Raw genomic sequence first — 23,130 nt, forward strand, 5'->3', positions numbered from 1 at the left:
CCGCGCCCCGTCAGGAGCGCGGCGGCCCGCAGTTGGAAGTCCAGTACGCCACGTCTCGGACGATACCGCCTTTGTCAGGCGGGGACGGCGTCGGGGTCCTCGGCCTGGGTGAGGCCGCGTCCCACGAGCGGGGGCAGGTCGCGGACGAGCTTGGCCAGTTCGCGCAGATCACCGTCCACGAGGGCCTGGGGCCCGTCGCACAGCGCGGTCTCCGGGTGCGGGTGCACGTCGATGATCACGCCGTCCGCGCCGACCGCGATCGCGGCGCGGGTCAGCGGCAGCACGAGATCGCGGCTGCCGCCCGAGTGCGACGGGTCCACGATGACCGGCAGGTGGGACAGGCGCTGCGCCACCGGCACCGCGGAGATGTCGAGGGTGTTGCGGGTCGCCTTCTCGAATGTGCGGATGCCGCGCTCGCACAGCACGATGTCGAGGTTGCCGCGCTGCGCGACGTACTCGGCGGCCATCAGCCACTCCTCGATCGTCCCGTTCATGCCGCGCTTCAGCATGACCGGCTTGCCCGACTCGCCGGCGGCCTGGAGGAGGGAGAAGTTCTGCGCGTTCCGGGTGCCGATCTGCAGCATGTCGGCGTAGGAGGCGACGAGTTCGACGTCGTGGGCGTCCACCACCTCGGTGACGACCGGCATGCCGGTCTCCTCCCGCACGTCGGCGAGGATGCGCAGGCCGGCCTCGCCGAGGCCCTGGAAGGCGTACGGGGACGTCCGCGGCTTGAACGCGCCGCCGCGCAGCAGCGTCGCGCCCGCCGCCCGCGCCATCTGCGCGGCGCCGAGCGTCTGCTCCGGGGTCTCCACCGCGCACGGGCCGGCGATCAGCGTCATGCTGCCGGGGCCGATCGGCACCCCGCCGACCCGCACCACCGAACGCTCGGCGTGGTTCTCGCGGCTCACCAGCTTGTAGGGCGCCGAGATGCGGATGACGTCGCTGACGCCGCGCATCCCGCGCAGGTTCAGCGAACCGAACTGCTGGACGTCGCCGACGAGCCCGACGATGGTCCGCTCCACGCCGCGGCTGACGAAGGCGTCACCCCCCGCCGTCTCGACCAGTGAGACGACGGCCTTGATATCCGCTTCGTTGGCCTCCGGGGCCATGACGACGACCATTGCTGTGCTGCCTCTCCTGTTTTCGCCCGGAATCCGGTGGACCCCGTGGCCAACCCCTGAAACGACGAAAGCCCCGGGCCGCTGTGGCCCGGGGCTTGTCATCGTGTGGTCTGTCAGCGCAGCGCCTGGCAGACCAGCCGGCCGGGCTGGTCGAACCAAAAGAAATACACGACGTTGCGCACGGGCCCAAGCGTAACCGATCCCGGGACCGCGGGTTCGCCCCGCCCCCGAATATGGCTCAGCTCACGCCGGATGGCAGGATGGCCGCGTCATGACCCACCCCGAACCTTCCGCGCCGCAGCCACGGGATCTGCCTCCCGGCCAGTACGTCCCCCGGGGCTGGCCCGTCCTCCACTACGGCCCCGTGCCGAAGTTCCGGCCCTCGGCCTGGGACTTCCGGGTCTTCGGCGCCACCGCGTCGGGCGGGCAGTACCGCTGGACCTGGGAGGAGTTCGACGCGCTGCCGAGGGTCACGTCGGTCGCCGACTTCCACTGCGTCACCAAGTTCACCGTCCCCGGCAACGTGTGGGAGGGCGTCCCCGGCACGGCGATCGCGGAGCTGGCGCCGCCCGCGCCGGACGTCACGCACGTGATGGTGTGGGCCGAGTACGGCTACAGCGCCAACATCCGGATGAGCGACTTCCTCGCCGGCGGAACGATGTTCGCCACCCACCACGGCGGCGATCGGCTGACCGCCGACCACGGCTTCCCGCTCCGCATCGTGGTCCCGCACCTGTACGCGTGGAAGAGCGTGAAATGGGTTCGCGGCATCGAATACCTGGTGCAGGACCGCCGCGGCTTCTGGGAGGAGCGCGGCTACCACAACGTCGCCGACCCGTGGCGGGAGCAGCGCTACTCCTACCAGGAGGAGGAGGGCGAGGCCCCGCCGCTCTGACGGGCCGCTCCGAGGGGTTCGTAAATCGGCGACAGGCGGATCTCCGGGGGCGGCGAATGTTACCTTCGGTCGTCATGACCCTACCGTCCGTCGCGAAGACCGATAGGTGCATGCGCCATATCCGCGGCGACGAGTGCGTTCTCACGGGCGAAACGGTGGTCGGTGGTGCGATCAAGCCTCGTTTGAGTGTCCTGAAGGACCCGTATGGGGGTGTTTTCGGACTGGCCGGTGATCCGGTGACGCGGCACTCACTTCCTGGAATCGATTGCGGACAGACGGTAATCGCGGCAAAGTCGGCCTCATGCTCCACGTCCTCGCCGTCGACGATGAACGCCCCGCACTAGAGGAGCTGACCTATCTGCTCCGCAAGGATCCGCGGATCGGGCAGGTCACCGGCGCGGGGAACGCCGCTGCCGCGCTTCGCGACCTGTCCCGCATGCTCGTCGAGGGGGAGCGCCTCGACGCCGTCTTCCTGGACGTCCGGCTGCCAGGACTCGACGGGCTCGACTTCACCCGGCTGCTCACCGGATTCGCCGCGCCCCCGCACGTGGTGTTCGTGACCGCGCACGACGACTGCGCCGTCACCGCCTACGAGCTGGGCGCACTCGACTACCTGCTGAAGCCCGTCCGGCCGGAGCGGCTCGCCGAGTCCGTCCGCCGGGTCGCCGAGGCCGCGCAGCGGACGGGTCCGCGTCCCGCGGACCGCCCCGCCCCCGACCCCGACGACGACGAACTGATCCCCGTCGAGCTCGGCGGCCGGACCCGGCTCGTCTCCCGCCGGTCGGTGACCCACGTGGAGGCGCAGGGCGACTACGTCCGGCTGCACACCGCCGAGGGCGGCTACCTGGTCCGGATGCCGCTGTCGGCGCTGACCAAGCGCTGGGAGGCGGCCGGGTTCATCCGGATCCACCGCAGCACCCTGGTCGCGTGCGCGCACATCACCGAGGTGCGCTTCGACGGCGGGCGCGCGGCCGTCCGGATCGGAGACGACCTGCTGCAGGTCAGCCGCCGGCACACCCGCGAGGTGCGGGACCGGCTGGTGCGCAAGTTCCACCATCCGGACGAGGACGAGGCGGGGAAAGGGCGGCGATGACCGGTGAGCGCCGGGCCCGGCGCCCGATGAACGTCCGAGATTCGTCCGCGAACGGCGCCTCCGCCGCGTGGACCGTCCCCGCCCGACCGCTCGTCCCGCATAACCGACCGCTCATCGCACGACTACACTACGCACATCTCTGATTACATACCGCTTATCGAGGGCTGCGTTTTCCTGGTGCCGCCCACCACACCCCGCGTCTAGTGTTCTCAGTGACACCACAAGCCACACCGCCACCGGAGGGGCGGGCGGCCGTGCCCCGGCCGCGACACCTCCCACAACAGCAAATCCGGAGATCCGGCCACGCCGGATCGTGTCGCCGGATCCCGTACCGGGGGGGTGGGATCCGGCGACCTGCGGCTCGGGCGTCGCTGAACAGTCGGGGGGTTGTTCAGCGACGCCCGAGCTCTTTTTTTATTGCTTTGCTCTCGGCGTCAGGCGCTGGCGCGCCTTCCTTCAACGAGCAAAGCGGCGATCGCTGGCATCGCTCCGGCTCGCCCAGGGGCTCGCTGCGCGATCAGGTTCTCGCTTCGCTTGAACCTGCCTTCGGACGCGATCGCAACGCGGCGGGTTGTTGCGGGCCGAGGTTAAAGACAGCGTGCCTTTCGGTTGCCGCATGGCTGGGTGGGCGTAGCAGGTGGGTTTCTGCCGCGTCGTATCGGATGGGTTTTGGTGGGCGTTTTAGGGGGTGCGGAGGCGTTTCAGGGTTTTTATGTCGTTGGCGTGGGGGGCGGGGGCCCGGCCGGGGGTTTCGATGATGAAGGGGACGCCTGCGGTGGCGGGGTGGTGGAAGAGGTCGGCGAAGGGCTGTTCGCCTATGTGGCCGGCGCCGATGTTCTCGTGGCGGTCTCTCGCGGACGCGCAGGGATCCTTGGAATCGTTGGCGTGGATCAGTTTCAGGCGGCCCTCGCCTACGGTGGCGACCAGGGCGTCGATGGTGTTCTTGACGCCGCCGGGGGCGGCCAGGTCGTGGCCGGCGGCGAAGGCGTGGCAGGTGTCGAGGCAGACGCCCAGCTTCGGGTGGTGCTCCAGGCGCTCGAAGAAGGGGCCCAGCTCCTGGACCCTGCCGCAGAGCATGTTGCCTTGGCCCGCCATGGGCTCCAGGAGGAGGTCGGGACCGTCCTCGGGGATCTCGTCGAGGAGGGGGAGAACGTGCTCGTGGATCTGCGTCATGGCCTCGTCGTAGGTCTGGCTGACCGCGGAGCCGGTGTGGACGACGACACCGCGGGCGCCGATGGCGCGGCCACGGGCGAGGGAGTGCCGGACGGTCGCGATGGACTTCGCGAGGGTCTCGGGGGTGGGGGAGCCGAAGTTGACCAGGTAGGGGGCGTGCACGTAGACGGGGATGCCGTGTTCGCGGAGTTTCGCGTCCTCGGCGGGGCGGCCTTCGGGAAGCGCCCAGCCGCGCGGGTTGGCGACGAACACCTGGACCGCCTCGGCGCCGATCTCGGCGGCGTATTTCAGGCCGCCGGTGGCGAGGCCGCCGGCCACGGGGACATGCGCCCCGACGGGGCTGTGCGGTGAGGTCATGGCCGATTCAGCCTAACGGGTCACGGCCCCCGGACGATGGTGACGGTGGAGCCGCGCGGGAGCTCGCCGCTGGACGGAGACTGGAAGCGCACGATGTCGCCGCCGAAACCCGTCACGTTGACCTTGAAGCCGGACTCCTTCAGGGCCTTCCTGGCTTCTTGCACGCTGCGGCCGGTCATGTCGGGCACCGGGACGTTCTGGTCGTCGCCGCCGTCGTCGCAGCCGAACTGGAACGGGCCCGCGTCCACGATGCAGTCGCGCTTGTTGACGACGATGGTGACGTCGTCGCCGCGGGAGACGCCGGTTCCCTCGGCCGGGTCCTGGCTGACCACGGTGTTCGGCTCCTTGCCGTCCACCCGCTTCTTCTGGACGGTGACGTTCAGCCCCATGGAACGCAGCCGGTTGGCTGCGGCGTCGCCGTTCTGGCCGACCAGGCCGGGCATCGACATGCCGCCGGAGACGACGATGTCGACGGGCTCGTCGGGGGACTGCCTCTCGCCGGCGTCCGGGTCGGTGCCGATGACCCTGTCCTTGGCGACGGTCTGCGAAGGGCTCGTGCTCGTCCGGCCGACGGAGAAGCCCCTGTCCTTGAGGGTCTGCCTGGCCTCCTCCAGGGTCTTGCCCTCGACGTCCGGCACCTCGCGGGGAGTGATGCCCTTGGACGGGGTCAGCGTGACCGTCTGGCCCTTGGCGACGCGGGCGCCCGCGGGCGGGTCGGACTTGACGACACCGCCCCGGTGGACGCGGTCGTCGTAGACCGCCTTCGCGGTCCGCACGTCCAGCCCCTTGGACTCCAGCAGATCGCGGGCGTCGGAGACCTTCATCCCGATGATCGAGGACGGGACGTGCTCGTACTGGCCGGACGTCTGGTACCAGACCGCCCACCCCAGGATGAGCGCCGCGACCGCGCCGATGGCGACCATGACGTAACGGCCGGTCAGCGCTCCGATCGCGCGGTCGGTCCTGGTCTGCGGCGGGACGTGCTCCGGCGGCGTCGTGTGCGCGTCCAGGACGGCGGTGCGCTCGTGGACCGGTGCCTCCAGCACGCTCGTGGCGTTGCGGGACGCCTCCTCGATGCGCCGGTCGAGGTCGCGGGGGAGGCCGCCGGCCACCTCGGCGACCTCGGCGAGGTACTGGTTCGCGTCCTGCGGACGGCGGGCCGGGTCGTGGCTCGTCGCGTCGGTGACGAGGGCGTCCACCCGCGGTGGCAGCCCGGGGACGACGCCGGACGGCGGCGGGACGGTCTCGTTCACGTGCTTGTAGGCGACGGCGAGCGGCGTGTCACCCCGGTGGGGGAGATGCCCGGTGAGCAGCTCGAACAGCATGATCCCGGCCGCGTACACGTCGGAACGGACGTCGGCGTTGCCCGACAGCACCTGCTCGGGGGCGAGGTACCCGACCGTCCCGATGATCATGCCGGTCTTGGTCATCTTGCTCGCGGTCTCGGCGCGGGCGAGACCGAAGTCGGCGACCTTGACCTGGCCGTCCTCGGTGATCAGGACGTTCTCCGGCTTGACGTCGCGGTGCACGAGACCGGCGCGGTGCGCGGCGCCGAGCGCGGCCAGCACCGGCTGCACGATCTCCAGCGCGGCGCGCGGGCCGAGCCGTCCGAGCGAGGTCAGCGTGTCGCGGAGCGTGCGGCCCGCGACGTACTCCATCACCAGGAAGACGTGCTCGCCGTCGGTGCGCTGGTCGTAGACCGCGACGACGTTCGGGTGGGACAGCGCCGCCGCGGCCTTGGCCTCGCCGATGAAGCGGGCCACGAAGTCCTCGTCGGAGGCGAGCCCGGCGTGCATCACCTTGATCGCGACGGTGCGGTCGAGGCGGAGGTCCCGCGCGAGGTAGACCGTGGCCATGCCGCCGCGTGCGATGCGGGACTCAATGCGGTAGCGCCCGTCGAGCACCCGCCCGACGAGTGGATCTGCGACCGTCGTGTCCATCGGTGCGAGTTTACGGGTGAACCCCCGCGGATCTCATCAACCGAGAGTATGAGCCTCGATGAGGCCGGAGGGAGACTCCTCCCGGGCGCCCGGTTCGGGAGCGGCCGGCCGACCGCGGCGGCCGGCGCCGCGGGACACGGCCACCCCGGCCAGGCAGAGCAGGCCGCCGGCGAGGGTGACCAGGCCCGGGACCTCGCCGAGGAACAGCCACGACATCGCCACGACGAGCGCGGGGACGGCGTAGGTGGTGGCGCCCATCTTCCCGGCGGACGTCCGGGCCAGCGCGTAGCCCCAGGTGGTGAACGCGAGCGCGGTCGGGAAGACGCCCAGGTAGAGCATGTTGAGAGTGGCGCCGGCCGGGGCGTCGGCGGCCTGCGCGATGAGCTGCCCGGAGAACGGCAGGCAGACGAGCGCGCCGATCGCGCACGCGAACGTGGTGAACTGCAGCGCGGAGGCGTGCCGCAGCGCGGGCTTCTGGCTCACCACGCCCGCCGCGTACGTCACGGCGGCGACCACGCAGAGCAGCACCCCGCCGACGGACGCGCGGCCCTCGCCGGACATCGACAGCCCGACGACGGCGGCGCCGGTGAACGACACGGCCAAGCCGATCACCAGCCGGGACGAGACGCCCTCCTTCAGCAGCCAGCCGCCGAGCAGCGCGATGAGCAGGGGCCCGATATTGACGACGAGGGCGGCGGTGCCGGCGTCCACGAGCTGCTCGCCCCAGTTCAGCGCGACCATGTAGGCGCCGAACCACAGCACGCCCGCGGTGACGATGCCGGGCCAGGCCCCGCGCGGCGGCAGGCCCTCCCGCCGGACGAGCCACAGGACGCCCAGCACGAGCGTCCCGGACAGGAGGCGGCCGAGGGCGAGGGCACCGGGCCCGTACTCGGCGCCGGCGCTGCGGATCGAGACGAAGGCGGACGCCCAGAGCACCACCGAGACGGTGGCGGCGGCGACCGCGCGCTTGTCGACGCGATCCGTGTTCATCTGCTGCATGTCACGCACCTTAGATCGGGGTCGTTTCCACGAACACCGAAGTGAGACGCCGGGTTGCGGCATGTCCGCGGGGTGCGGCAGACCCAGTCTGGTAACGCGCAGATTTCAGGTCCAGCGAATATTTCTACAGGGAACGCTTTAGTGATTCTACGAAGTGGCGAGCCCCTCGAACGGGGAGGACGCCTGCGCGTAGCGGCGCATCGGGATGCGTCCGGCCAGCCGGGCGAGCCGTCCGCCCTCCACCGCGTGCCGCATCGCCGCGGCCATCCGCGCCGGATGCCGGGCGCGGGTGACGGCGGTCGCGAGCAGCACGGCGTCGCAGCCCAGCTCCATGGCGAGGGCGGCGTCGGACGCGGTGCCGAGCCCGGCGTCCAGGATCACCGGGACGTTCGCCCGCTCGACGATCAGCTCGATGTTGTGCGGGTTGCGGATGCCGAGACCCGACCCGATCGGGGACCCGAGCGGCATCACCGCCGCGCACCCGATCCGCTCCAGGCGATGCGCCAGCACGGGGTCGTCGCTGGTGTACGGCAGGACGACGAAGCCGTCGGCGACGAGCTGCTCGGCGGCCTCGACCAGCTCGATCGGGTCGGGCAGCAGCGTGTGCTCGTCCGCGATGACCTCCAGCTTGACCCAGTTCGTGCCGAGCGCTTCACGGGCGAGCTTGGCGGTGAGGACGGCCTCCCCGGCGGTGAAGCAGCCCGCCGTGTTCGGCAGCACCCGGATGCCGCACTCGGCCAGGACGTCCAGCACCGAGCCGCGTGCGGACGGGTCCACCCGCCGCATCGCGACCGTGGTCAGTTCCGTGCCCGACGCGGTGAGCGCCTCCCGCAGCACGTGCATGCTGGGCGCGCCGCCGGTCCCCATGATCAGCCGTGAGTCCAGTTCCTCCCCGGCGATGACCAGCTTGTCCACGTTTCAGCCTCCCTGTGCGGTGTCCTTACGGGGACCGACCTCAGCCGCCCTGGACGGCGGTCAGCACCTCAAGGCGGTCGTCGTCGCGCAGCGTCGTCGCCGACCACGCCGACCGCCGGACGACCTCGTCGTTCAGTGCGGCCGCCACACCGGTCCCGGCCGAGGTGACGGACGCGACCGCGTCGGCCACGCTCGCGCCCTCCGGCAGCTCGCGCGGCTCACCGTTGACGATCACCTTCATGCCTGCACCTCGGCGGAGAAACGGTCGGGGGAGAACGGCCCGGCGATCTCGGGGACGGGACCGTCCAGCAGCATCGCCGACAGGATGTCGGCGCTCAGCGGGGTGAGCAGGATGCCGTTGCGGAAATGCCCGGTCCCGGCGATGAGGCCGGGCAGCGCGGTCGGGCCCATGACCGGCGCGTTGTCCGGGGAGCCGGGACGCAGCCCCGCGGTGACCTCGACGAATTCCAGCTCGGTGACGCCCGGCACCAGCTCGCGTGCGTCCCGCAGCAGCTCCCACAGCCCGCCGGCGGTGACACGCGTGTCGAACCCCAGCTCCTCCTGGGTGGCGCCGATGACGACCTCGCCGTCCGCACGCGGCACCAGGTAGACCGGGGAACCCTTCACCAGGCCCCGGACGGTGCGCCGCAGGAACGGGACCCGGGTGCGGAGCCGGATCACCTGGCCCTTCACCGGGCGGACGGGCGGTACCGTCCCGGGCGGCAGGCCCTCCAGGTCGGCCGACCACGGTCCGGCCGCGAGCAGCACCCGGTCGGCGCGGATGACCGTCCCGTCGTCCAGCCCGACCCCGGTCGCCGCGCCGCCGTCGACGACGATCCGCGCGGCCCGCCGCCGCACGAGCCGGGCCCCGAACCGCTCGGCCGCCGCCAGCAGCGCCGTGCCGAGCCGGCGCGGGTCGATCGAGCCGTCCCGCGGGGCGAGCAGCCCGCCGCGCACGCCGGGTGCGAGCATCGGCTCGGCCCTGCGGCACTCCCTGCCGGTCAGCGCCTCGGCGGGCAGGCCGAGGCTCTCCTGGAAGCGGCGCAGGTCGTCCAGGTACCTCAGGTCGTCGGCGTCGAACGCGACCTGGACGAGCCCGTCGGTGCGGTAGCCGGTGTCCAGGCCGGTCAGCTCCTCCAGTTCGGCGACGAACGCGCCGTAGCGGTCGCGGGACGCGAGACCGAGCCGCAGCAGCGGCTCCTCGCCGTAGGTCAGCTCGCCGACCGGGGCGAGCATGCCCGCCGCGACCGATGAGGCGCCGCTCATGGGGGAGGGGTCGACCAGGGTGACGGCGGCGCCCCCGGCGGCGGCCCGCCAGGCGGTGGCGAGGCCGATGACCCCGGCGCCAACGATGACGATCTCCATGTGCGCTCCCTTCGCCGGCATGATCCGGATCAGGTCCGGCGGTCGGCGGCCCGTTCAGCCGCCCTCTCAGCCCGGTCGCACCGGACTCCCGCGCTCTGTGTGGTTTTATCCGGTCCCCACCTTACGACCTCGGTAAAGCGCACCGGTGCCTGGACAGGTGTCCACCCGAAAAACGCGGCCGAATAGGGTGGCCGTCATGCAGAGGGTCATCGTCGTGGGAGGCGGGCTGGCCGGCGTGCGCGCCGTGGAAGCCCTGCGGAGCAAGGGGTACGAGGGGGCGCTGACGCTCGTGTCGGCGGAGCGGCACCGGCCTTACGACCGGCCGCCGCTGTCGAAGGCCGTCCTCAAGGGCGAGTCCGACGACACGACGGTCGACGCGGACTGGGCCGCGCTGCGCTGCGACCTGCTGCTCGGCGAACGCGCGACCGGCCTGCGCCTGGACGAGCCGGGACGCGGCGGCGTACTCGCGTCCACGGCGGGCGACCTGCCGTTCGACGGGCTGGTCATCGCGACGGGGGCGACTCCGATCACGCTGCCGGGGGAGGGGCGGCAGCACGTCCTGCGGACCATCGACGAGGCCCGCGAGCTGCGCGCCCGGCTCACCGAGGGCGCCCGGGTCGTGATCGTCGGGGCGGGCTGGATCGGCGCCGAGGTCGCCACCACCGCCGCCGGGAAGGGCTGCGCGGTCACCGTCGTGGAGGCGGCCGACACCCCGCTCTCGGGCGCGATCGGCCCCGAGGTCGGCGCGCTCACCGCCCCCTGGTACGCCGAGGCGGGCGTCGAACTGCGCACCGGCGTGAAGGTCGCGGAGGTGCGCGACGACGGCCTCGCCCTGGCCGGCGGCGGCCGGATCGAGGCCGACGAGGTCGTGGTCGGCATCGGTGTCCGCCCGGCCGTGTCCTGGCTGGACGGCTCGGGCCTGCCGACCGAGCGCGGCGTGGTCACCGACGGCTCGTTCCGCGTCTACCAGGGCGAGGAGGACCCCGGCGCCCTCCGCCCGGACGTCGTCGCGGTCGGCGACTGCGCCGCGTGGTGGTCGGCGCGGTACGGGCGGCGGCTCCTGGTCGAGCACTGGGACACCGCTCTCAACGCCCCCGAGGTCGCCGCCGCGTCGCTCCTCGGCCAGGACGCCTCCTACGACGCGGCCCCCTACTTCTGGTCCGAGCAGTTCGGGCGCATGGTGCAGTACGCGGGCAGCCACGCCGCGTCCGAGCGGCTCGTCCACCGCGGCGACCCGGCGGAGCGCAAGTGGGCGGCCGTGTGGCTGACCGGTGACCGGCTCGACGCGATCCTCACCGTCGACCGGCCCCGTGACCTGGTGCAGGCGAGGCGGGTGATCGCGGCCGGGACCCCGGTGGACCCCGAGGCGATCGCCGACCCGGACGTCCCCGTCCGGCAGGCCGTTCGCCAGTAGCGGGCGGTGCCGGAAGGTAACGGCTGTTCAGGGGGTTTGAGGCTTTCGAAGGCGTGGTAGCAAGGGGGCGTGACGCAGATGCACGCAACCGTTGACAGCGCACTCGACCCCCGGACCGACGCCCTCGCCGGCGAATGGCTCACCCTGAAGGAGACGGCCGAACGGCTCGGGATCAAGCCCAACCGGATCAAGCAGCTCATTCACGAGCACCGGATCCTCGCGGTGCGGCGCAGCGGCGAGCCGATGGTGCCCGCGGCCTTCATCAAGGACGGGCAGGTCGTCAAGGGGCTGCCCGGTACGCTGACGCTCCTGTCGGACGCCGGATTCGACGAGGTGGAGACGATCCGCTGGCTGTTCACCGCCGACGACACGCTGCCGGGGACGCCCGTGGAAGCGCTCGCCGAGAACCGCGGGACCGAGGTGCGCCGCCGCGCCCAGGCCCTCGCTTTCTAGAGACCACCCGGTACCAGCGGACGAAGCAGCACATGGCACGATCACGGGGTCACCCGGGACGGGACCACTCCCGCCGCGTGACCCCGTGACCACCCGTGCGGCGATCTGATCTGAAAGGACGTGCCCCGGCCGTGTCCAGGCACCTGCCCTCCGAACGCGCCGTCGCGCTGCGCGCCCGGCTCAGCCGGGCCCGCCTCTACCTGTGCACCGGCGCGCGGGAACGGCAAGGAGATCTGCCGGAGTTCCTCGACGCCGTCCTCGGCAACGGCGTCGACATCGTCCAGCTCCGCCAGAAGGGCCTGGAGGCCCGGCAGGAGATGGCCTACCTGGAGATCTTCCGGGCGGCGTGCGAGCGGCACGGCGCGCTGCTGGCGGTCAACGACCGGGCCGACGTGGCGCACGCCGTCGGCGCGGACGTGCTGCACCTCGGCCAGGACGACCTGCCGGTGCCCGCCGCCCGCGAGATCGTCGGCGGCGACATGCTGATCGGCCGGTCCACGCACTCGGGCGAGCAGGCGTCGGCGGCGGCCGTGGAGCCGGGCGCCGACTACTTCTGCGCGGGCCCCGTCTGGCCCACCCCGACCAAGCCCGGACGTCCGGCGCCGGGCCCGAAGCTGCTGGAGTACCTGGCGGCGCAGCGTGTCGCGCGGCCGTGGTTCGCGATCGGCGGCATCGACCTCGGCAACCTCGACGAGGTCCGGGCGGCGGGCGCGAGCCGGGTGGTGGTGGTCCGGGCGATCACCGAGGCGGACGATCCGGGCGCCGCGGCGGCGGAGTTCGCGCGCCGGCTCGCCACCTGACCTTGTCGGGGTTTGACCTGGATCACGGTGCGGGCACCCGGACCGATCACCGACAATGGGGATCATGAGCGAGGGACCCGACGACGACCGGCTCGTCGACCTGGACGACGACCTGGAGATCCTGCCCGACCAGACGTCCGACGACACCGACATCGGCTGGGGCGAGTGGCGCGGCGGTGACGGCGGTGACGACGACTCCCGGCTGCTGGAGGACCGCCCGCCGCACTGGTGAGCCGCCGGTCAGAACAGCATGCCGAGCGCGAAGCCGGCGACGACGACCACGCCCAGCGCGACCATCATCCGCCACCGGTAGCGCGGGATCGCGGTCGGGCGCGGCTTCGGCGCCGGGCCGTGGCCGTCCCGCAGGGCCCGGACGAGCTGCGGCGCGGTCGGCCGCGCGGCGGGATTCTTGTCCAGGCAGCGGGCCGCGAGGTCGCGCAGCGGGCCCTGCATGTCGCCGAGGTCGGGCCTGCGGGACGTCACCCGCCGCATGACGGCCGCGCTCGGCCCGGTCCCGAACGGTGGCCGCCCGGTCGCGGCGTACACCATCGCGGCGCCCCAGGCGAAGACGTCGGCGGCCGGCCCGACCGGCTCCTCCTCGATCTGCTCGGGCGCCATGTAGGCGGGGGTGCCGACCGGGCCGGTGGTGAGCGGTGTCGCGTCGGCGGTGCGGGCGATGCCGAAGTCGATGACCTTGGCGCCGTCCGGGCCGAGCAGCACGTTGCCGGGCTTGAAGTCGCGGTGCACGATCCCGGCGCGGTGGATCGCGGCGAGCGCCGCCGCGGTGCGCACCGCGAGCTTGCGCAGCTGCGGCGCGGACAGCGGGCCGCGGTCCCGGACGACGTCCTGGAGCGACGGCCCCTCGACGAACTCGCTGACGATGTAGGGGCGGTCGCCGGTCATGTCGGCGTCGAGGACGCGGGCGGTGTGCCGCCCGGACACCTGCAGGGCCGCGTCCGCCTCCTTGACGAAGCGGCTGCGCGCCCGCTGCCCGGCCGCCACGCCGCCGCGCAGCAGCTTGACGGTGACGAGCTCACCGTCGCCGTCCCGGCCGAGGTAGACGATGCCCTGGCCGCCCTCGCCGAGCCGTCCGAGCAGCGTGTAGTCGCCGAGACCGCGCGGGTCGTCGGGGCCGAGCGGCGTCTCGTGCCGCCGGCCGCCGCCGTGCGCCGGGCAGGCGGCGCCGTTCTGCCGCCCCTGCCCCGCCCGTGCCTGGGTGCTTCGGGGCTTACCGGGGCGGCCGGGGTGCCCGGGACGCCCGGAACGGGCGGCGGGACGTGCGGAGTGGGGATTCGTCCTCCCGCGGGAGGTGTCGTGCGGCACTGGAAAACTCCGACTCGGCGGGGACGGACGAAGATTTCCTTATTTGTACCGCGTAACGGCTGAGCACGGCAGGAGAACCCAGATCTTTGTTTTTACCCGCATGTCCCAAGCGTCCCGGTCTGGGGGATGTGCCGGCCGCCCGGGAGACCCGGCCGGACCATGTCATTGCTCACTCACGTGGTCCGGGTGGTGGCGGCCACCGCGAGTTCCGCCAGGGCGTCGCGGGCCTCGGCGGTGATGGGGGCCGACTCCAGGTTCCTCTCCGCCTCGCGCAGATAGCGCTCGATCAAGGTCTCGCAGGCGGCGAGGCCGCCGGTCTCCTCGATGATCGTGCGCAGCTCGTCCACCCCGGGACGGTCGAGCCCGGGGTCGCCGAGGCGGCGCTGCAGCGCGGCGGCCTGCGCGGCGGACGCGCGTTCCAGGGTCAGCGCGACCAGCACCGTCCGCTTGCCCTCCCGCAGGTCGTCGCCGGCGGGCTTGCCGGTCTCGGCCGGGTCCCCGTACACGCCGAGCACGTCGTCGCGGAGCTGGAAGGCGATGCCGAGCGGCAGGCCGTAGCCGGTGAGGGCGGCGGTCACGTCCGGGCGGGCGCCGGCGAGCGCGGCGCCGAGGTGCAGCGGACGCTCGATCGTGTACTTGGCGCTCTTGTACTCGACCACGCGCAGCGCCGTCGCGACCGTCGCCCGGCCGCGGGTCCCCTCCAGCATGTCGAGGTACTGGCCGCACATGACCTCGGTCCGCATCAGGTCGTAGACGGCCCGGCCGCGCCGGCGGCGTTCCTCCTCCAGCCCGCTCGTCTCGAACATCTCGCTCGACCAGGCCAGGCACAGGTCGCCGAGCAGGATGGCGGCGCCGCCGCCGAACGCCTCCGCGTCGCCCGGCCACGCCTGCGCGTGGTGCAGCGCCTCGAACCGGCGGTGCGCGGACGGCTGGCCGCGGCGGGTGTCGCTGGAGTCCATCACGTCGTCGTGGACGAGCGCGCTGGCCTGGAGCAGCTCCAGGGACGCGGCGGCGGCCACGATGCCCGGGCCGTCCTCGCCGCCCGCGGCGCGCCACCCCCAGTAGCAGAACGCGGGACGCAGCCGCTTGCCGCCGCCCAGCAGGGCGTCGAGCGCGGACAGCAGCGGCGCGAGGTCGTCGCTGATGGTCAGCAGCGCCGGGCGCTGCCGGTCGACGAAGCCGAGGAGGGCCTCGCCGACCTCCTTGCGGATGCGGCTGGTCGACATGCCGAGATCGTATCCACCTGGGGTGATTCAACCCTCCCGCGAAAACGTGAGAAGTCACTGGATCCTCAGAAATAAGGCCATAACGCCCGCGCGCTGTGGCGAGCATCACGCGAATCGGCGGCTCCGGGCGCTCTCCGGCGGCTTCTGTAGGCTTGGGGGATGCGACGCGCACGCCCCGACCGGCCCCCGACCGTCCGAGAACTGCTGGCCTCGGGCGGCAGATCCTTCTCGTTCGAGTTCTTCCCGCCCAAGACCGACAAGGGCGCGCGGACCCTGTGGCGTACGATCCGCGAACTGGAGGTCCTGCACCCCACGTTCGTGTCGGTGACCTACGGCGCCGGCGGCGGCACCCGTGACAAGACCGTCGACATCGTCGAGCGGATCGCGACCGACACCACGCTGACGCCCGTCGCGCATTTCACCGCCGTGAACCACTCCCAGGCCGAGCTGCGCAACCTGATCGGGCGGTTCGCCGCGGCCGGCGTCCGCAACGTCCTCGCGCTGCGCGGCGACCCGCCCGGCGATCCGATGGGCGAGTGGGTCAAGCACCCGGACGGCGTCGAGTACGCCGCCGAACTGGTCCGGATGATCCGCTCCTACGGCGACTTCTGCGTCGGCGTGGCCGCGTTCCCCTACAAGCACCCGCGCTCGCCCGACATCGAGAGCGACGTCCGCCACTTCGTGGAGAAGTGCCGGGCCGGCGCCGACTACGCGATCACCCAGATGTTCTTCCGCGCCGAGGACTACTTCCGGCTCCGCGACCGCGTCGCCGCCGCGGGCTGCGACGTGCCGATCCTGCCGGGCATCATGCCGGTCACCCGGATGAGCACGATCGAGCGGTCCGAGCAGTTGTCGGGCGCCCCGTTCCCGCCCGAGGTCAGGGCCCGGTTCGAGGCCGTCGCGGACGACCCGGAGGCGGTGCGCCGGCTCGGTATCGAGCACGCCGCGCAGCTGTGCCGCGAACTGCTCGACCAGGACGCGCCGGGGATCCACTTCATCACGTTCAACAAGTCCACGGCGACGCGCGAGGTCTACTCCCTCCTCGGCGCCGGGGAGTACGGCGCCAGGGGCAGCGTCCCGCCCATGACCGCGTAGCGCGGCCCGCCGCCGGGGAACTCGAAGCCGGTCAGCAGGTCCACCATGCCGACCGACCGGTAGAGGTGGCGGGCCGGGGTCTCCGGCCGCCTGTCAAGCGTGGACAGCACGGCCGTCCGCTCCGGCCTGCCCTCGCACAGCGCGTTGAGCAGGCTCCGGCCGAGGCCCTTGCCCTGCGCCTGCGGATGGACGTGCAGCTCGGCGACCTCGAACGTGTCGCCCAGCCACGTCTCGGCGTGCTCGGGACCCTCCAGGTCCGACAGCGCCTGGTGGACGACGTCGTGCCACCACTGGCCGCGCATCCCGTGGAATCCATAGGCGAACCCCAGGACGGGACTGGCCAGCATGGGCAGCGCGCCGCGCCGCTCGACCACGAACGCCCGGAACCCCGGATACGAGGCGTGCCGCTCCATGATGGTGTGCCGGCCGGGGAGCTGATCGCTCGGCGGTTCCATCGCGGCCGCGTACACGTCCACCATGGGGTCGAGCCTTCGCAGGAAGGCGCGTTCGTCGATCTCGCGCAGCTTCGGGTCCCTCACCCGACAGAGACTAGACCCGCGGGATGGTGCGCTGCGTCGCGGAAAGGCGATCGTAGATGTCCCAGAGGATGCGGTCCGCCGCCTTCCTCAGCGTCCTGCGGTTGGCGTCGAGCTGCCCGCCCCACACGCGCGCCTCCGGCCCCAGCCACGCGTCCGTTCCCCGCAGGATCTTCACCGGCGCGTCGAGGGCCCCACGGAGCCGGTCGATGCTGCCGTAGGCGTCGGCGTACGCCTGGTAGAGCCGCTGGTACTCGGGATTGGGCTGCTCGGCAGGTGACAGCTTGGCGGCTGCGGCACCGGTGAGCGGCAGGGGCAGGCTCCCGGGAGGGGGCGGAGCGGCCATGGCGACCTCTCAGGCGACGTTGGTTGCTTCCAGGGTGGTTGCTTCCGGCTTGTGCAGGTTCAGCTTTGCGATGGCCTCGCGCGTCCGGCCGCTCATGTCGGCCCCGGTGAGCACCTGGACGGCGGCCGGGCGGACTCCCGCGCGGTCGGCCTCGGCCAGGAAGGCGCGCAGCCACTTCACGTCCATCGTCATGTGGTGGCTCGCCACACCGAGCGACTCCTGGACGGCCTCCAGCTTCGCCCTGTCTCCATGAGCGGCCTTCAGCAGGCCGGCCGTTGCGGTGGGCCCGAGCCGCTCGTACAGCTTCTCGGTGTAGTCGGGGTCGTCGGCGTTGGCCTTGAGGTGCTTCCACACCGAATCGGGGACGGGCTCGCCGTCCTGGACGGACGCCACCACCGCCAGGGCATCGGCCCTCGCGGCCTTGGCGGCGGCCTGCCGGGTGGGGAAATTGCCGATGTCACCGGCACCCCTTGGAGTGGGCTTAGGTGCCGTCTTGCGGGGCGGAGGCGTGACGGGGCGGGGCGTCCCGACCGGAGCGCCGCCGGGCCTCCCCGGTGCCGGAGCGGGCGCGGGCGGCGGCGGAGCGTCCACCCCGCCGCCCGGGGACGGATGGGTGATCGCGTAGTTGTAGCGCCGCGACAGCATCCCGAGCTGGTCGGCGGCCCACTGCGCCACCTGGTCGGCCTGCCGGTACCCGGCCGTGGACACCCCGGGAGGGGGACGATGCGCGTTCAGCCAGCCCTGGATCTCGTTCTGCGCGTCCTGCAGCCGCCTGATGACCTGATCGAGCGCGGGCGGGTCGATCCCCCGGAACTCCGGGTCGCGCGCCGCCGGACCCGTGCGCATCTGCGCGGTCATCGCCCCTCCGGAGGTCACCGGTCGTCGTGTCCTGACTCCCCAGAATCACATCCGTGTCACCGGCTGTCGAGAGCCCTCTGCACCGATTCGTCATCACGTGCCACGACGGCGGTATCGCCGGTCAGGACGATCGGACGCTGGATCAGCGCCGGATTCGCCACCATGACCTCGATCCACCGGGCCCGGTCACGCTCCATGTCCTTGAGGCCCAGTTCCTTGGCGACCGGCTCGTTCAGCCGCGCCACGTCCCACGGCTCGGCGCCGATCCGAGTGAGCACGGCGTCCAGTTCCTCCGCGGTGGGCGGCTCGTCCAGGTAGCGGCGCTCGGTGTACTCGACGCCCGCCTCGTCCAGCGCGGCCTTCGCGGCGCGGCTCTTCGAGCAGCGCGGGTTGTGCCAGATCTCCATGAAGGGAGGTTATTGGATGCGAAGCCCCGTATCCGCAGCCGACAGCACGCTGACGGAGAACAGAACTGATTCATCTGGTGGCCCGTCCTATAGCCGGCGAGGCCGAGTGGATCGGGGGCCGGGGTGGAGCAGAGTCCAGCGGACAGTGATGCGACGTCGACGGTGAGGGCGGCGGTGAGGGCGGCGGTGGCCCGGTGGGCACGACGCCGGGCTCCGGACGAGAGCGCGCGGGGGGACGCGAAGGGCCGGTCGGCCTGGACACGGGGCCGGGTGCTCGCCGCGCTCGCGGCGGGGACGGCCGGGCTGCTGGCGTTCCACCGGGCCGTGCCCAACTCGGTGGGCCGCACGGGCAGTCTGCTGGAAGCGTTCCTGCCGTGGCTCGGCCTGATGGTCGTGGTGCTGCTCGTCCCGGCGCTGCTGCGCCGTTCGGCCACGGCGCTGGTGGCCTTGCTGCTGCCGGTGGCGGCTTGGGCGTACCTTTTCGGCGGGCTGCTCCTGCCCGAGGCCAAGCCCGGCGCGCACGACCTGCTCGTGGTCCAGCACAACGTCAGTGACGAGAACACCGACCCGGCGGGCACGGCCCGCGCACTGGCCGGCGCCGGGCCGGATCTCATCGCGGTGGAGGAACTGGTGCCCTCGGCGCTGCCGGTCTATGAGAAGACCTTCGCCCCGGACTTTCCGTACCGCGCGGTCCGGGGCACCGTCGGACTCTGGTCGAAGCACCCGCTGACCGGCGTCCGGCCGTTGGACATCAAACCCCGGGGGATCACGCAGACCTGGAATCGCGGGCTGCGGACCGTGGTGCACACGCCCCACGGCGAGATCGCCGTGTATGTGGCGCACCTGCCGTCGGTCCGCGTCCGGGCGGGCGGGCTGGCATCGTCCTGGCGCGATGAGAGCGCCGGGCTGCTGGGCAAGGCCGTCGCCGCCGAGAAGCTGGCAGCGGTGATCCTGCTGGGCGACCTCAACGGCACGGTCGACGACCGCGGGCTGGCCCCGCTGACCGCACAGATGAACGTGGCGGAGCGGGGCCTGGCCTTCAGCTTCCCCGCCGCCTTCCCGCTGGCCCGGATCGACCAGGTCATGGCCCGCTCGGCGACCGTCGGCCACATCCGCGCCCTGCCCGCCACCGGCAGCGACCACCTGCCGGTCGCCGCGCGGATCACACCGGGCTGAACGAGCCGCCGCTCCTCCGCGCGAGGCCGGCGCCCCGCCGGGGCCGCGGACCGGCCGTCGGCCCGCGGGGGCGCCGCATCTCCGTCACTCCACCTCCGCGGGGGTTCCGCCGGTGATCCTCAGCAGTTCCTCGTACGACGTGGGGAAGACGGTGTGCGGGTGGCCGCCGGCCGCCCAGATTTCGTCGTACCCGTTCAGCCAGACGTCCACGAGCGTGCGGATCGGTGCCGGATGGCCGAGTGGCGCGACGCCCCCGATCGGCTGCCCGGTCGCCTCCCGGACGAACTCCGGTGTCGCGCGTCCCACCTTCGCCGCGCCCACCAGAGCCGCCACCTTCGCCGTGTCGACCCGGTGCGCGCCGCTGGTCATGACCAGCAGCGGCGCGCCGTCGGCGTCGAACAGCAGGCTGTTGGCGATCGCGCCCACCTCGCAGCCCAACTGGTCGGCGGCGGCCTGCGCCGTCCGCGCGGAGGCGGGAAGTTCGATGATGGTCCCGGTCGCGCCCTGGTCGAGCAGGGCCTTCGCCACGATTTCGGCATTCGGATGCATGGGAGGCACTTTAAGCTTCGTCCATGCGAGGGAGATCGATCGACGTGCGGAAAAGCGCGGTCCCGCTGATCGCGGCCGTCGTCCTGGCGGGCTGCAACGGGACGGAGCAGACGGCGCCCCCGGCGCCGGAGCCGTCACCGTCCACGTCGGTGACGGCGGCCCCGCCCTCCACGCCCGCGCCCACACCCGCGCACCACAAGCTGAAGCCGGGGGCGAAGGGCGCCGACGTTGAGGACCTCCAGCGCCGCCTCAAGGAACTCCACTATGACCCGGGCAAGGCGGACGGGAAGTACGGGCCGTCCACGCAGATGGCCGTGTGGGCGTTCCAGGCGGTCAACCGCCTCAAGCACAAGAGCACCCCGGACAAGTCCTTCTGGGAGGCCCTGGACGCGCCCAAGGAGCCGCGTCCGGTGGCCGGGAAACGCGAGAAGGACCGGGTGGACGTCGACCTGAAACGCCAGTACCTCGTCCTCTACAAGGACGGCGAGCCGCGCCTCATCTCGCACATCTCGCCGGGCTCGGGGGAGTACTACTGCGCCAAGGACCCCGGCGCCACCGTCCCCAGGTGCCGGTACGCCACCACGAGCACGGGCGACTTCCGGACGGGGCGCCGCTTCACCGGCTGGGAGACCTCACCGCTGGGGCGCCTCTACAACCCCGTCTACTTCAACGGCGGCATCGCCTTCCACGGCGCCCTGGACGTGCCCGACTACCCCGCCTCGCACGGCTGCGTCCGGATGCCGATGCACATCGCCGAGTACTTCCCCGGCCTGCTCGGAACGAACGTCCCCGTGCACGTCAGACGGCCCGGTTAGGCCCTGGCCGGTGCTGCCGCCGGTCAACTGTCGTACCCCGCTGTTGTACTGCCGTCACACCCGTTGACCTGCGGGACACGACACACATTCGAACACGTTGACGAATCGCCGTCAGGGCTGTTTACTGGGAAGTGCGTCGAACTTATGTTCGACGTTGGTGCGGGACTCGCGGCCCGCGCCAGGGCGACGTCCCCGCCGATCGCGGTGTTTCGGCGGGACGGACGGCCGGGCGGAGTGAGGGGAAGCTCTCCGCCCGGCCGGCCCGAGCCCGGAAGGAGGCACACATGTCCGGAACGATGACCGCACGCGGAATCCACTCCGCCGCCGAGTCCATGCCGCCGAGTCCACGCCACCGTCCGCTGCCCGCGCCCCGTCCGGCGCACACGGCCGTCGGCCAACTGCACGCCGCCCGCATGGGCCTCGCCGAGGCCGCCGAGGCCACCTCGCCGGCCGTCCGCTATGTCTGCGCCCACCTGGCCGCGCTGCGCGCCGCCGCCGCGGTGCTGGCGTCCAAGGAACCGCTGGAGACCCACCGCCGCGGCCGTCCGCGCAGCGTGTGGGTGCTGCTGCCCGAGGCCGAGCCCGCGCTGCGCGAGTGGGCCGCCTTCTTCGCCGCCGGCGCCGACAAGCGCGCCGCCGCCGAGGCGGGCCTCCCGCGCGCCGTCACCCCGCGCGAGGCCGAGGAACTCGTGCACGACGCCGAAGTCTTCGTCACCCTCGTCGAGGACACCCTCGGCATCGACGGGCAGCCCACCCTGCCCGTCCCAGAGGCCAGCTAGCCATCTCCGAGGGCCGTCCCCGCCTCCCCACGGGACCGGCCGCGCCGGAGGCCGGGGCGGGCGTCCCGCCGGCCCTCACCGCGGGGCGCAGGCCCGGCCTCCGGCGAACCCCCGGGCGATCGCGCCGGCGGTGACCGCAACCCCCCGAGCCGATGCCGCCGGCGCGATCCCATGCCCGCCCGCGGGCTCGATCCCATGCCCGCCCGCGGGTGGTGGGGAGGAGCCTGATAGACAACGCCCATGACCGGAACGCCGCCGCTGGACGGGATGCGCGTGGTGGAGCTGTCCAGCTTCGTCGCGACGCCGCTGGGCGGGATGACCCTGGCGCAGCTCGGCGCGGACGTCATCCGGGTCGACCAGATCGGCGGCGGACCCGACATCGACCGGTGGCCGCTCGCGCCGTCCGGCCGGAGCCTGTACTGGGCCGGGCTGAACAAGGGCAAGCGGTCGGTCACCGCCGACCTGCGGTCCCGGGAGGGACGGGAACTGGTCGCCGGGCTCGTCGCGGAGAGCGGCGTCGTCCTGACCAACGCGCCGCCGCGTCAGGGCCTCACCTGCGAGGAGCTGAAGGCGGTCAGGCCCGACCTCGTCCATGTCCGGCTCCAGGGGACGCGTGACGGCGGCAACGCCGTCGACTACACGGTGAACGCCGCCATGGGCTTCCCGCTGGTCACGGGACCGCCCGGCCAGGAGACCCCCGTCAACCACGCCCTGCCCGCGTGGGATGTGGCGTGCGGCCTCTACATGGCCGTCGGCCTCCTGGCGGCCGAGCGGCACCGTCTGCGGACGGGCGAGGGCCAATGCCTCCGGGTGGCGCTGTACGACGTCGCCCTGGCCACCGCAGGGAACCTGGGTCACCTCGCAGAGGCACAGCTGACCCGTGCGAGGCCGCGGCTGGGGAACCATCTGTTCGGCGACTTCGGACGGGACTTCGCCACGGCCGACGGCCGGGTCATGGTCGCGGTGCTCACCGCCCGCCACTGGCGGGACCTGGTGGAGGCGACCGGCGTCGGCGAGGTCGCCGCCGCCCTTGAGCGGGCGTTCGGCGCCGACTTCCGCGAGGCGGGCGACCGCTACGCCTACCGCGACGCGCTCGGCGGCGTCCTCGGCCCGTGGTTCTCGTCCCGTACGTGCGACCAGGTGGGGGAGACGCTGGCGAAGACGTCGGTCCTGTGGTCCCGGTACCGGGACTTCGCCGAGGTGGCCGCCGCCCTTCACGACGAGCCGCTCATGGGGCGCCTGGACCAGCCGGGCATAGGCGTCCACCTGGCCCCGGGCTCGCCGCTGCGGCTCGGTGACGCCTCGATGCCCCCCGTGCCGGCCCCGACGCTGGGCGAGCACACGGACGAGGTCCTGCGGGACGTCCTGTCCCTGTCCGCGGACCGGATCGCCGCCCTGCGCGACGCGGGGACGATCCGCTGACCACGGATACGCCACGGCTACATCTATGAATCCGGATCTGGCCATGTCGGCATATGGATAATTACACTTGCCC

At 72.6% G+C, this 23,130-nt stretch carries 25 protein-coding genes and 1 riboswitch; of the genes, 11 read left to right on the forward strand and 14 right to left on the reverse strand.

Annotated elements, in window-relative coordinates:
- Positions 1-74: 74 nt before the first annotated feature.
- Positions 75-1,121, reverse strand: coding sequence for a 3-deoxy-7-phosphoheptulonate synthase (aroF, locus tag ACQP1N_RS12685; RefSeq protein WP_067794397.1), 1,047 nt, complete (start codon positions 1,119-1,121; stop codon positions 75-77).
- 271 nt (positions 1,122-1,392) lie between these two features.
- Here aroF and ACQP1N_RS12690 point away from each other — a divergent pair, with 271 nt between their 5' ends.
- Positions 1,393-2,016, forward strand: coding sequence for a sulfite oxidase-like oxidoreductase (locus ACQP1N_RS12690; protein ID WP_067794399.1), 624 nt, complete (start codon positions 1,393-1,395; stop codon positions 2,014-2,016).
- Positions 2,017-2,317: 301 nt separating this feature from the next.
- Positions 2,318-3,109 carry a LytR/AlgR family response regulator transcription factor gene (locus ACQP1N_RS12695; RefSeq protein ID WP_067794401.1) on the forward strand — a complete coding sequence of 264 codons (792 nt, stop codon included), beginning with the start codon at positions 2,318-2,320 and terminating at the stop codon, positions 3,107-3,109.
- 681 nt (positions 3,110-3,790) lie between these two features.
- Here the strand turns inward: ACQP1N_RS12695 and ACQP1N_RS12700 are convergent.
- The 6 genes from ACQP1N_RS12700 to thiO form a co-directional block, all read right to left on the reverse strand.
- Complete coding sequence (locus ACQP1N_RS12700) at positions 3,791-4,639, reverse strand: deoxyribonuclease IV (protein WP_433231374.1); 849 nt, start codon at positions 4,637-4,639, stop codon at positions 3,791-3,793.
- A 20-nt stretch (positions 4,640-4,659) separates the two neighbouring features.
- Positions 4,660-6,579 carry a Stk1 family PASTA domain-containing Ser/Thr kinase gene (gene pknB, locus ACQP1N_RS12705; RefSeq protein ID WP_433231377.1) on the reverse strand — a complete coding sequence of 640 codons (1,920 nt, stop codon included), beginning with the start codon at positions 6,577-6,579 and terminating at the stop codon, positions 4,660-4,662.
- Positions 6,580-6,615: 36 nt separating this feature from the next.
- Entirely contained in the window at positions 6,616-7,578 is a 963-nt protein-coding gene (locus ACQP1N_RS12710; protein ID WP_433231379.1) for a DMT family transporter, read from the reverse strand.
- A gap of 147 nt (positions 7,579-7,725) precedes the next feature.
- Complete coding sequence (locus ACQP1N_RS12715) at positions 7,726-8,445, reverse strand: thiazole synthase (RefSeq protein ID WP_067795168.1); 720 nt, start codon at positions 8,443-8,445, stop codon at positions 7,726-7,728.
- An 88-nt stretch (positions 8,446-8,533) separates the two neighbouring features.
- Positions 8,534-8,734 (reverse strand): sulfur carrier protein ThiS, encoded by a 201-nt coding sequence (thiS, locus tag ACQP1N_RS12720; RefSeq protein ID WP_433231382.1) that lies wholly within the window; start codon positions 8,732-8,734, stop codon positions 8,534-8,536.
- Entirely contained in the window at positions 8,731-9,858 is a 1,128-nt protein-coding gene (gene thiO, locus ACQP1N_RS12725) for a glycine oxidase ThiO (protein ID WP_433231386.1), read from the reverse strand. The genes thiS and thiO overlap by 4 nt, the downstream gene beginning before the upstream one ends.
- Positions 9,848-9,960, reverse strand: a riboswitch (TPP riboswitch). It overlaps the preceding gene by 11 nt.
- Positions 9,961-10,054: 94 nt before the next feature.
- On the opposite strand from thiO, the gene ACQP1N_RS12730 reads away from it, so the two are divergent.
- From ACQP1N_RS12730 to ACQP1N_RS12745, 4 genes are all read left to right on the forward strand, one after another.
- Entirely contained in the window at positions 10,055-11,272 is a 1,218-nt protein-coding gene (locus ACQP1N_RS12730; RefSeq protein ID WP_433231389.1) for an NAD(P)/FAD-dependent oxidoreductase, read from the forward strand.
- A gap of 78 nt (positions 11,273-11,350) precedes the next feature.
- On the forward strand, positions 11,351-11,725 hold the full coding sequence (locus ACQP1N_RS12735; protein WP_433231391.1) for an Rv2175c family DNA-binding protein: 375 nt from the start codon (positions 11,351-11,353) through the stop codon (positions 11,723-11,725).
- Between the two features lie 131 nt (positions 11,726-11,856).
- On the forward strand, positions 11,857-12,525 hold the full coding sequence (gene thiE / locus ACQP1N_RS12740) for a thiamine phosphate synthase (RefSeq protein ID WP_084262666.1): 669 nt from the start codon (positions 11,857-11,859) through the stop codon (positions 12,523-12,525).
- A gap of 64 nt (positions 12,526-12,589) precedes the next feature.
- Positions 12,590-12,757 (forward strand): hypothetical protein, encoded by a 168-nt coding sequence (locus tag ACQP1N_RS12745; RefSeq protein WP_165488374.1) that lies wholly within the window; start codon positions 12,590-12,592, stop codon positions 12,755-12,757.
- An 8-nt stretch (positions 12,758-12,765) separates the two neighbouring features.
- Here ACQP1N_RS12745 and ACQP1N_RS12750 read toward each other — a convergent pair whose 3' ends face one another.
- Together ACQP1N_RS12750 and ACQP1N_RS12755 are read right to left on the reverse strand one after the other, a co-directional pair.
- Positions 12,766-13,848: a serine/threonine-protein kinase gene (locus ACQP1N_RS12750; RefSeq protein WP_242608786.1), complete on the reverse strand. Its 1,083-nt coding sequence runs from the start codon at positions 13,846-13,848 to the stop codon at positions 12,766-12,768.
- A gap of 173 nt (positions 13,849-14,021) precedes the next feature.
- Positions 14,022-15,074 (reverse strand): polyprenyl synthetase family protein, encoded by a 1,053-nt coding sequence (locus ACQP1N_RS12755; protein ID WP_067795033.1) that lies wholly within the window; start codon positions 15,072-15,074, stop codon positions 14,022-14,024.
- A gap of 159 nt (positions 15,075-15,233) precedes the next feature.
- Between ACQP1N_RS12755 and metF the strand changes: the two genes are divergently transcribed.
- Complete coding sequence (metF, locus tag ACQP1N_RS12760; RefSeq protein ID WP_067795036.1) at positions 15,234-16,169, forward strand: methylenetetrahydrofolate reductase [NAD(P)H]; 936 nt, start codon at positions 15,234-15,236, stop codon at positions 16,167-16,169.
- Here metF and ACQP1N_RS12765 read toward each other — a convergent pair.
- The 4 genes from ACQP1N_RS12765 to ACQP1N_RS12780 are packed head-to-tail and all read right to left on the reverse strand — an operon-like array spanning position 16,106 to position 18,316.
- Positions 16,106-16,708 carry a GNAT family N-acetyltransferase gene (locus ACQP1N_RS12765; protein WP_067795039.1) on the reverse strand — a complete coding sequence of 201 codons (603 nt, stop codon included), beginning with the start codon at positions 16,706-16,708 and terminating at the stop codon, positions 16,106-16,108. The genes metF and ACQP1N_RS12765 overlap by 64 nt on opposite strands.
- Positions 16,709-16,718: 10 nt before the next feature.
- Entirely contained in the window at positions 16,719-17,051 is a 333-nt protein-coding gene (locus ACQP1N_RS12770) for a hypothetical protein (RefSeq protein WP_067795042.1), read from the reverse strand.
- Between the two features lie 9 nt (positions 17,052-17,060).
- On the reverse strand, positions 17,061-17,909 hold the full coding sequence (locus ACQP1N_RS12775) for a hypothetical protein (RefSeq protein ID WP_433231397.1): 849 nt from the start codon (positions 17,907-17,909) through the stop codon (positions 17,061-17,063).
- A gap of 56 nt (positions 17,910-17,965) precedes the next feature.
- Positions 17,966-18,316, reverse strand: a complete 351-nt coding sequence (locus ACQP1N_RS12780) for an arsenate reductase family protein (protein ID WP_067795048.1) — start codon at positions 18,314-18,316, stop codon at positions 17,966-17,968.
- Between the two features lie 270 nt (positions 18,317-18,586).
- On the opposite strand from ACQP1N_RS12780, the gene ACQP1N_RS12785 reads away from it, so the two are divergent.
- Positions 18,587-19,492 (forward strand): endonuclease/exonuclease/phosphatase family protein, encoded by a 906-nt coding sequence (locus tag ACQP1N_RS12785; RefSeq protein WP_067795051.1) that lies wholly within the window; start codon positions 18,587-18,589, stop codon positions 19,490-19,492.
- Positions 19,493-19,576: 84 nt separating this feature from the next.
- On the opposite strand, the gene ACQP1N_RS12790 is transcribed toward ACQP1N_RS12785, so the two are convergent.
- Positions 19,577-20,041 (reverse strand): YbaK/EbsC family protein, encoded by a 465-nt coding sequence (locus ACQP1N_RS12790; RefSeq protein ID WP_067795053.1) that lies wholly within the window; start codon positions 20,039-20,041, stop codon positions 19,577-19,579.
- Positions 20,042-20,085: 44 nt separating this feature from the next.
- Between ACQP1N_RS12790 and ACQP1N_RS12795 the strand changes: the two genes are divergently transcribed.
- The 3 genes from ACQP1N_RS12795 (at position 20,086) to ACQP1N_RS12805 (ending at position 23,057) form a co-directional block, all read left to right on the forward strand.
- Entirely contained in the window at positions 20,086-20,856 is a 771-nt protein-coding gene (locus tag ACQP1N_RS12795; RefSeq protein WP_433231401.1) for a L,D-transpeptidase family protein, read from the forward strand.
- A 284-nt stretch (positions 20,857-21,140) separates the two neighbouring features.
- Positions 21,141-21,635, forward strand: a complete 495-nt coding sequence (locus tag ACQP1N_RS12800) for an SAV_6107 family HEPN domain-containing protein (RefSeq protein WP_084262672.1) — start codon at positions 21,141-21,143, stop codon at positions 21,633-21,635.
- Positions 21,636-21,875: 240 nt separating this feature from the next.
- A complete protein-coding gene (locus ACQP1N_RS12805; protein ID WP_433231405.1) occupies positions 21,876-23,057 on the forward strand; it encodes a CoA transferase in 1,182 nt (393 codons plus the stop codon).
- Positions 23,058-23,130: the final 73 nt, after the last annotated feature.

This window comes from Actinomadura formosensis (assembly GCF_050948385.1).
Lineage (GTDB): Bacteria > Actinomycetota > Actinomycetes > Streptosporangiales > Streptosporangiaceae > Spirillospora > Spirillospora formosensis.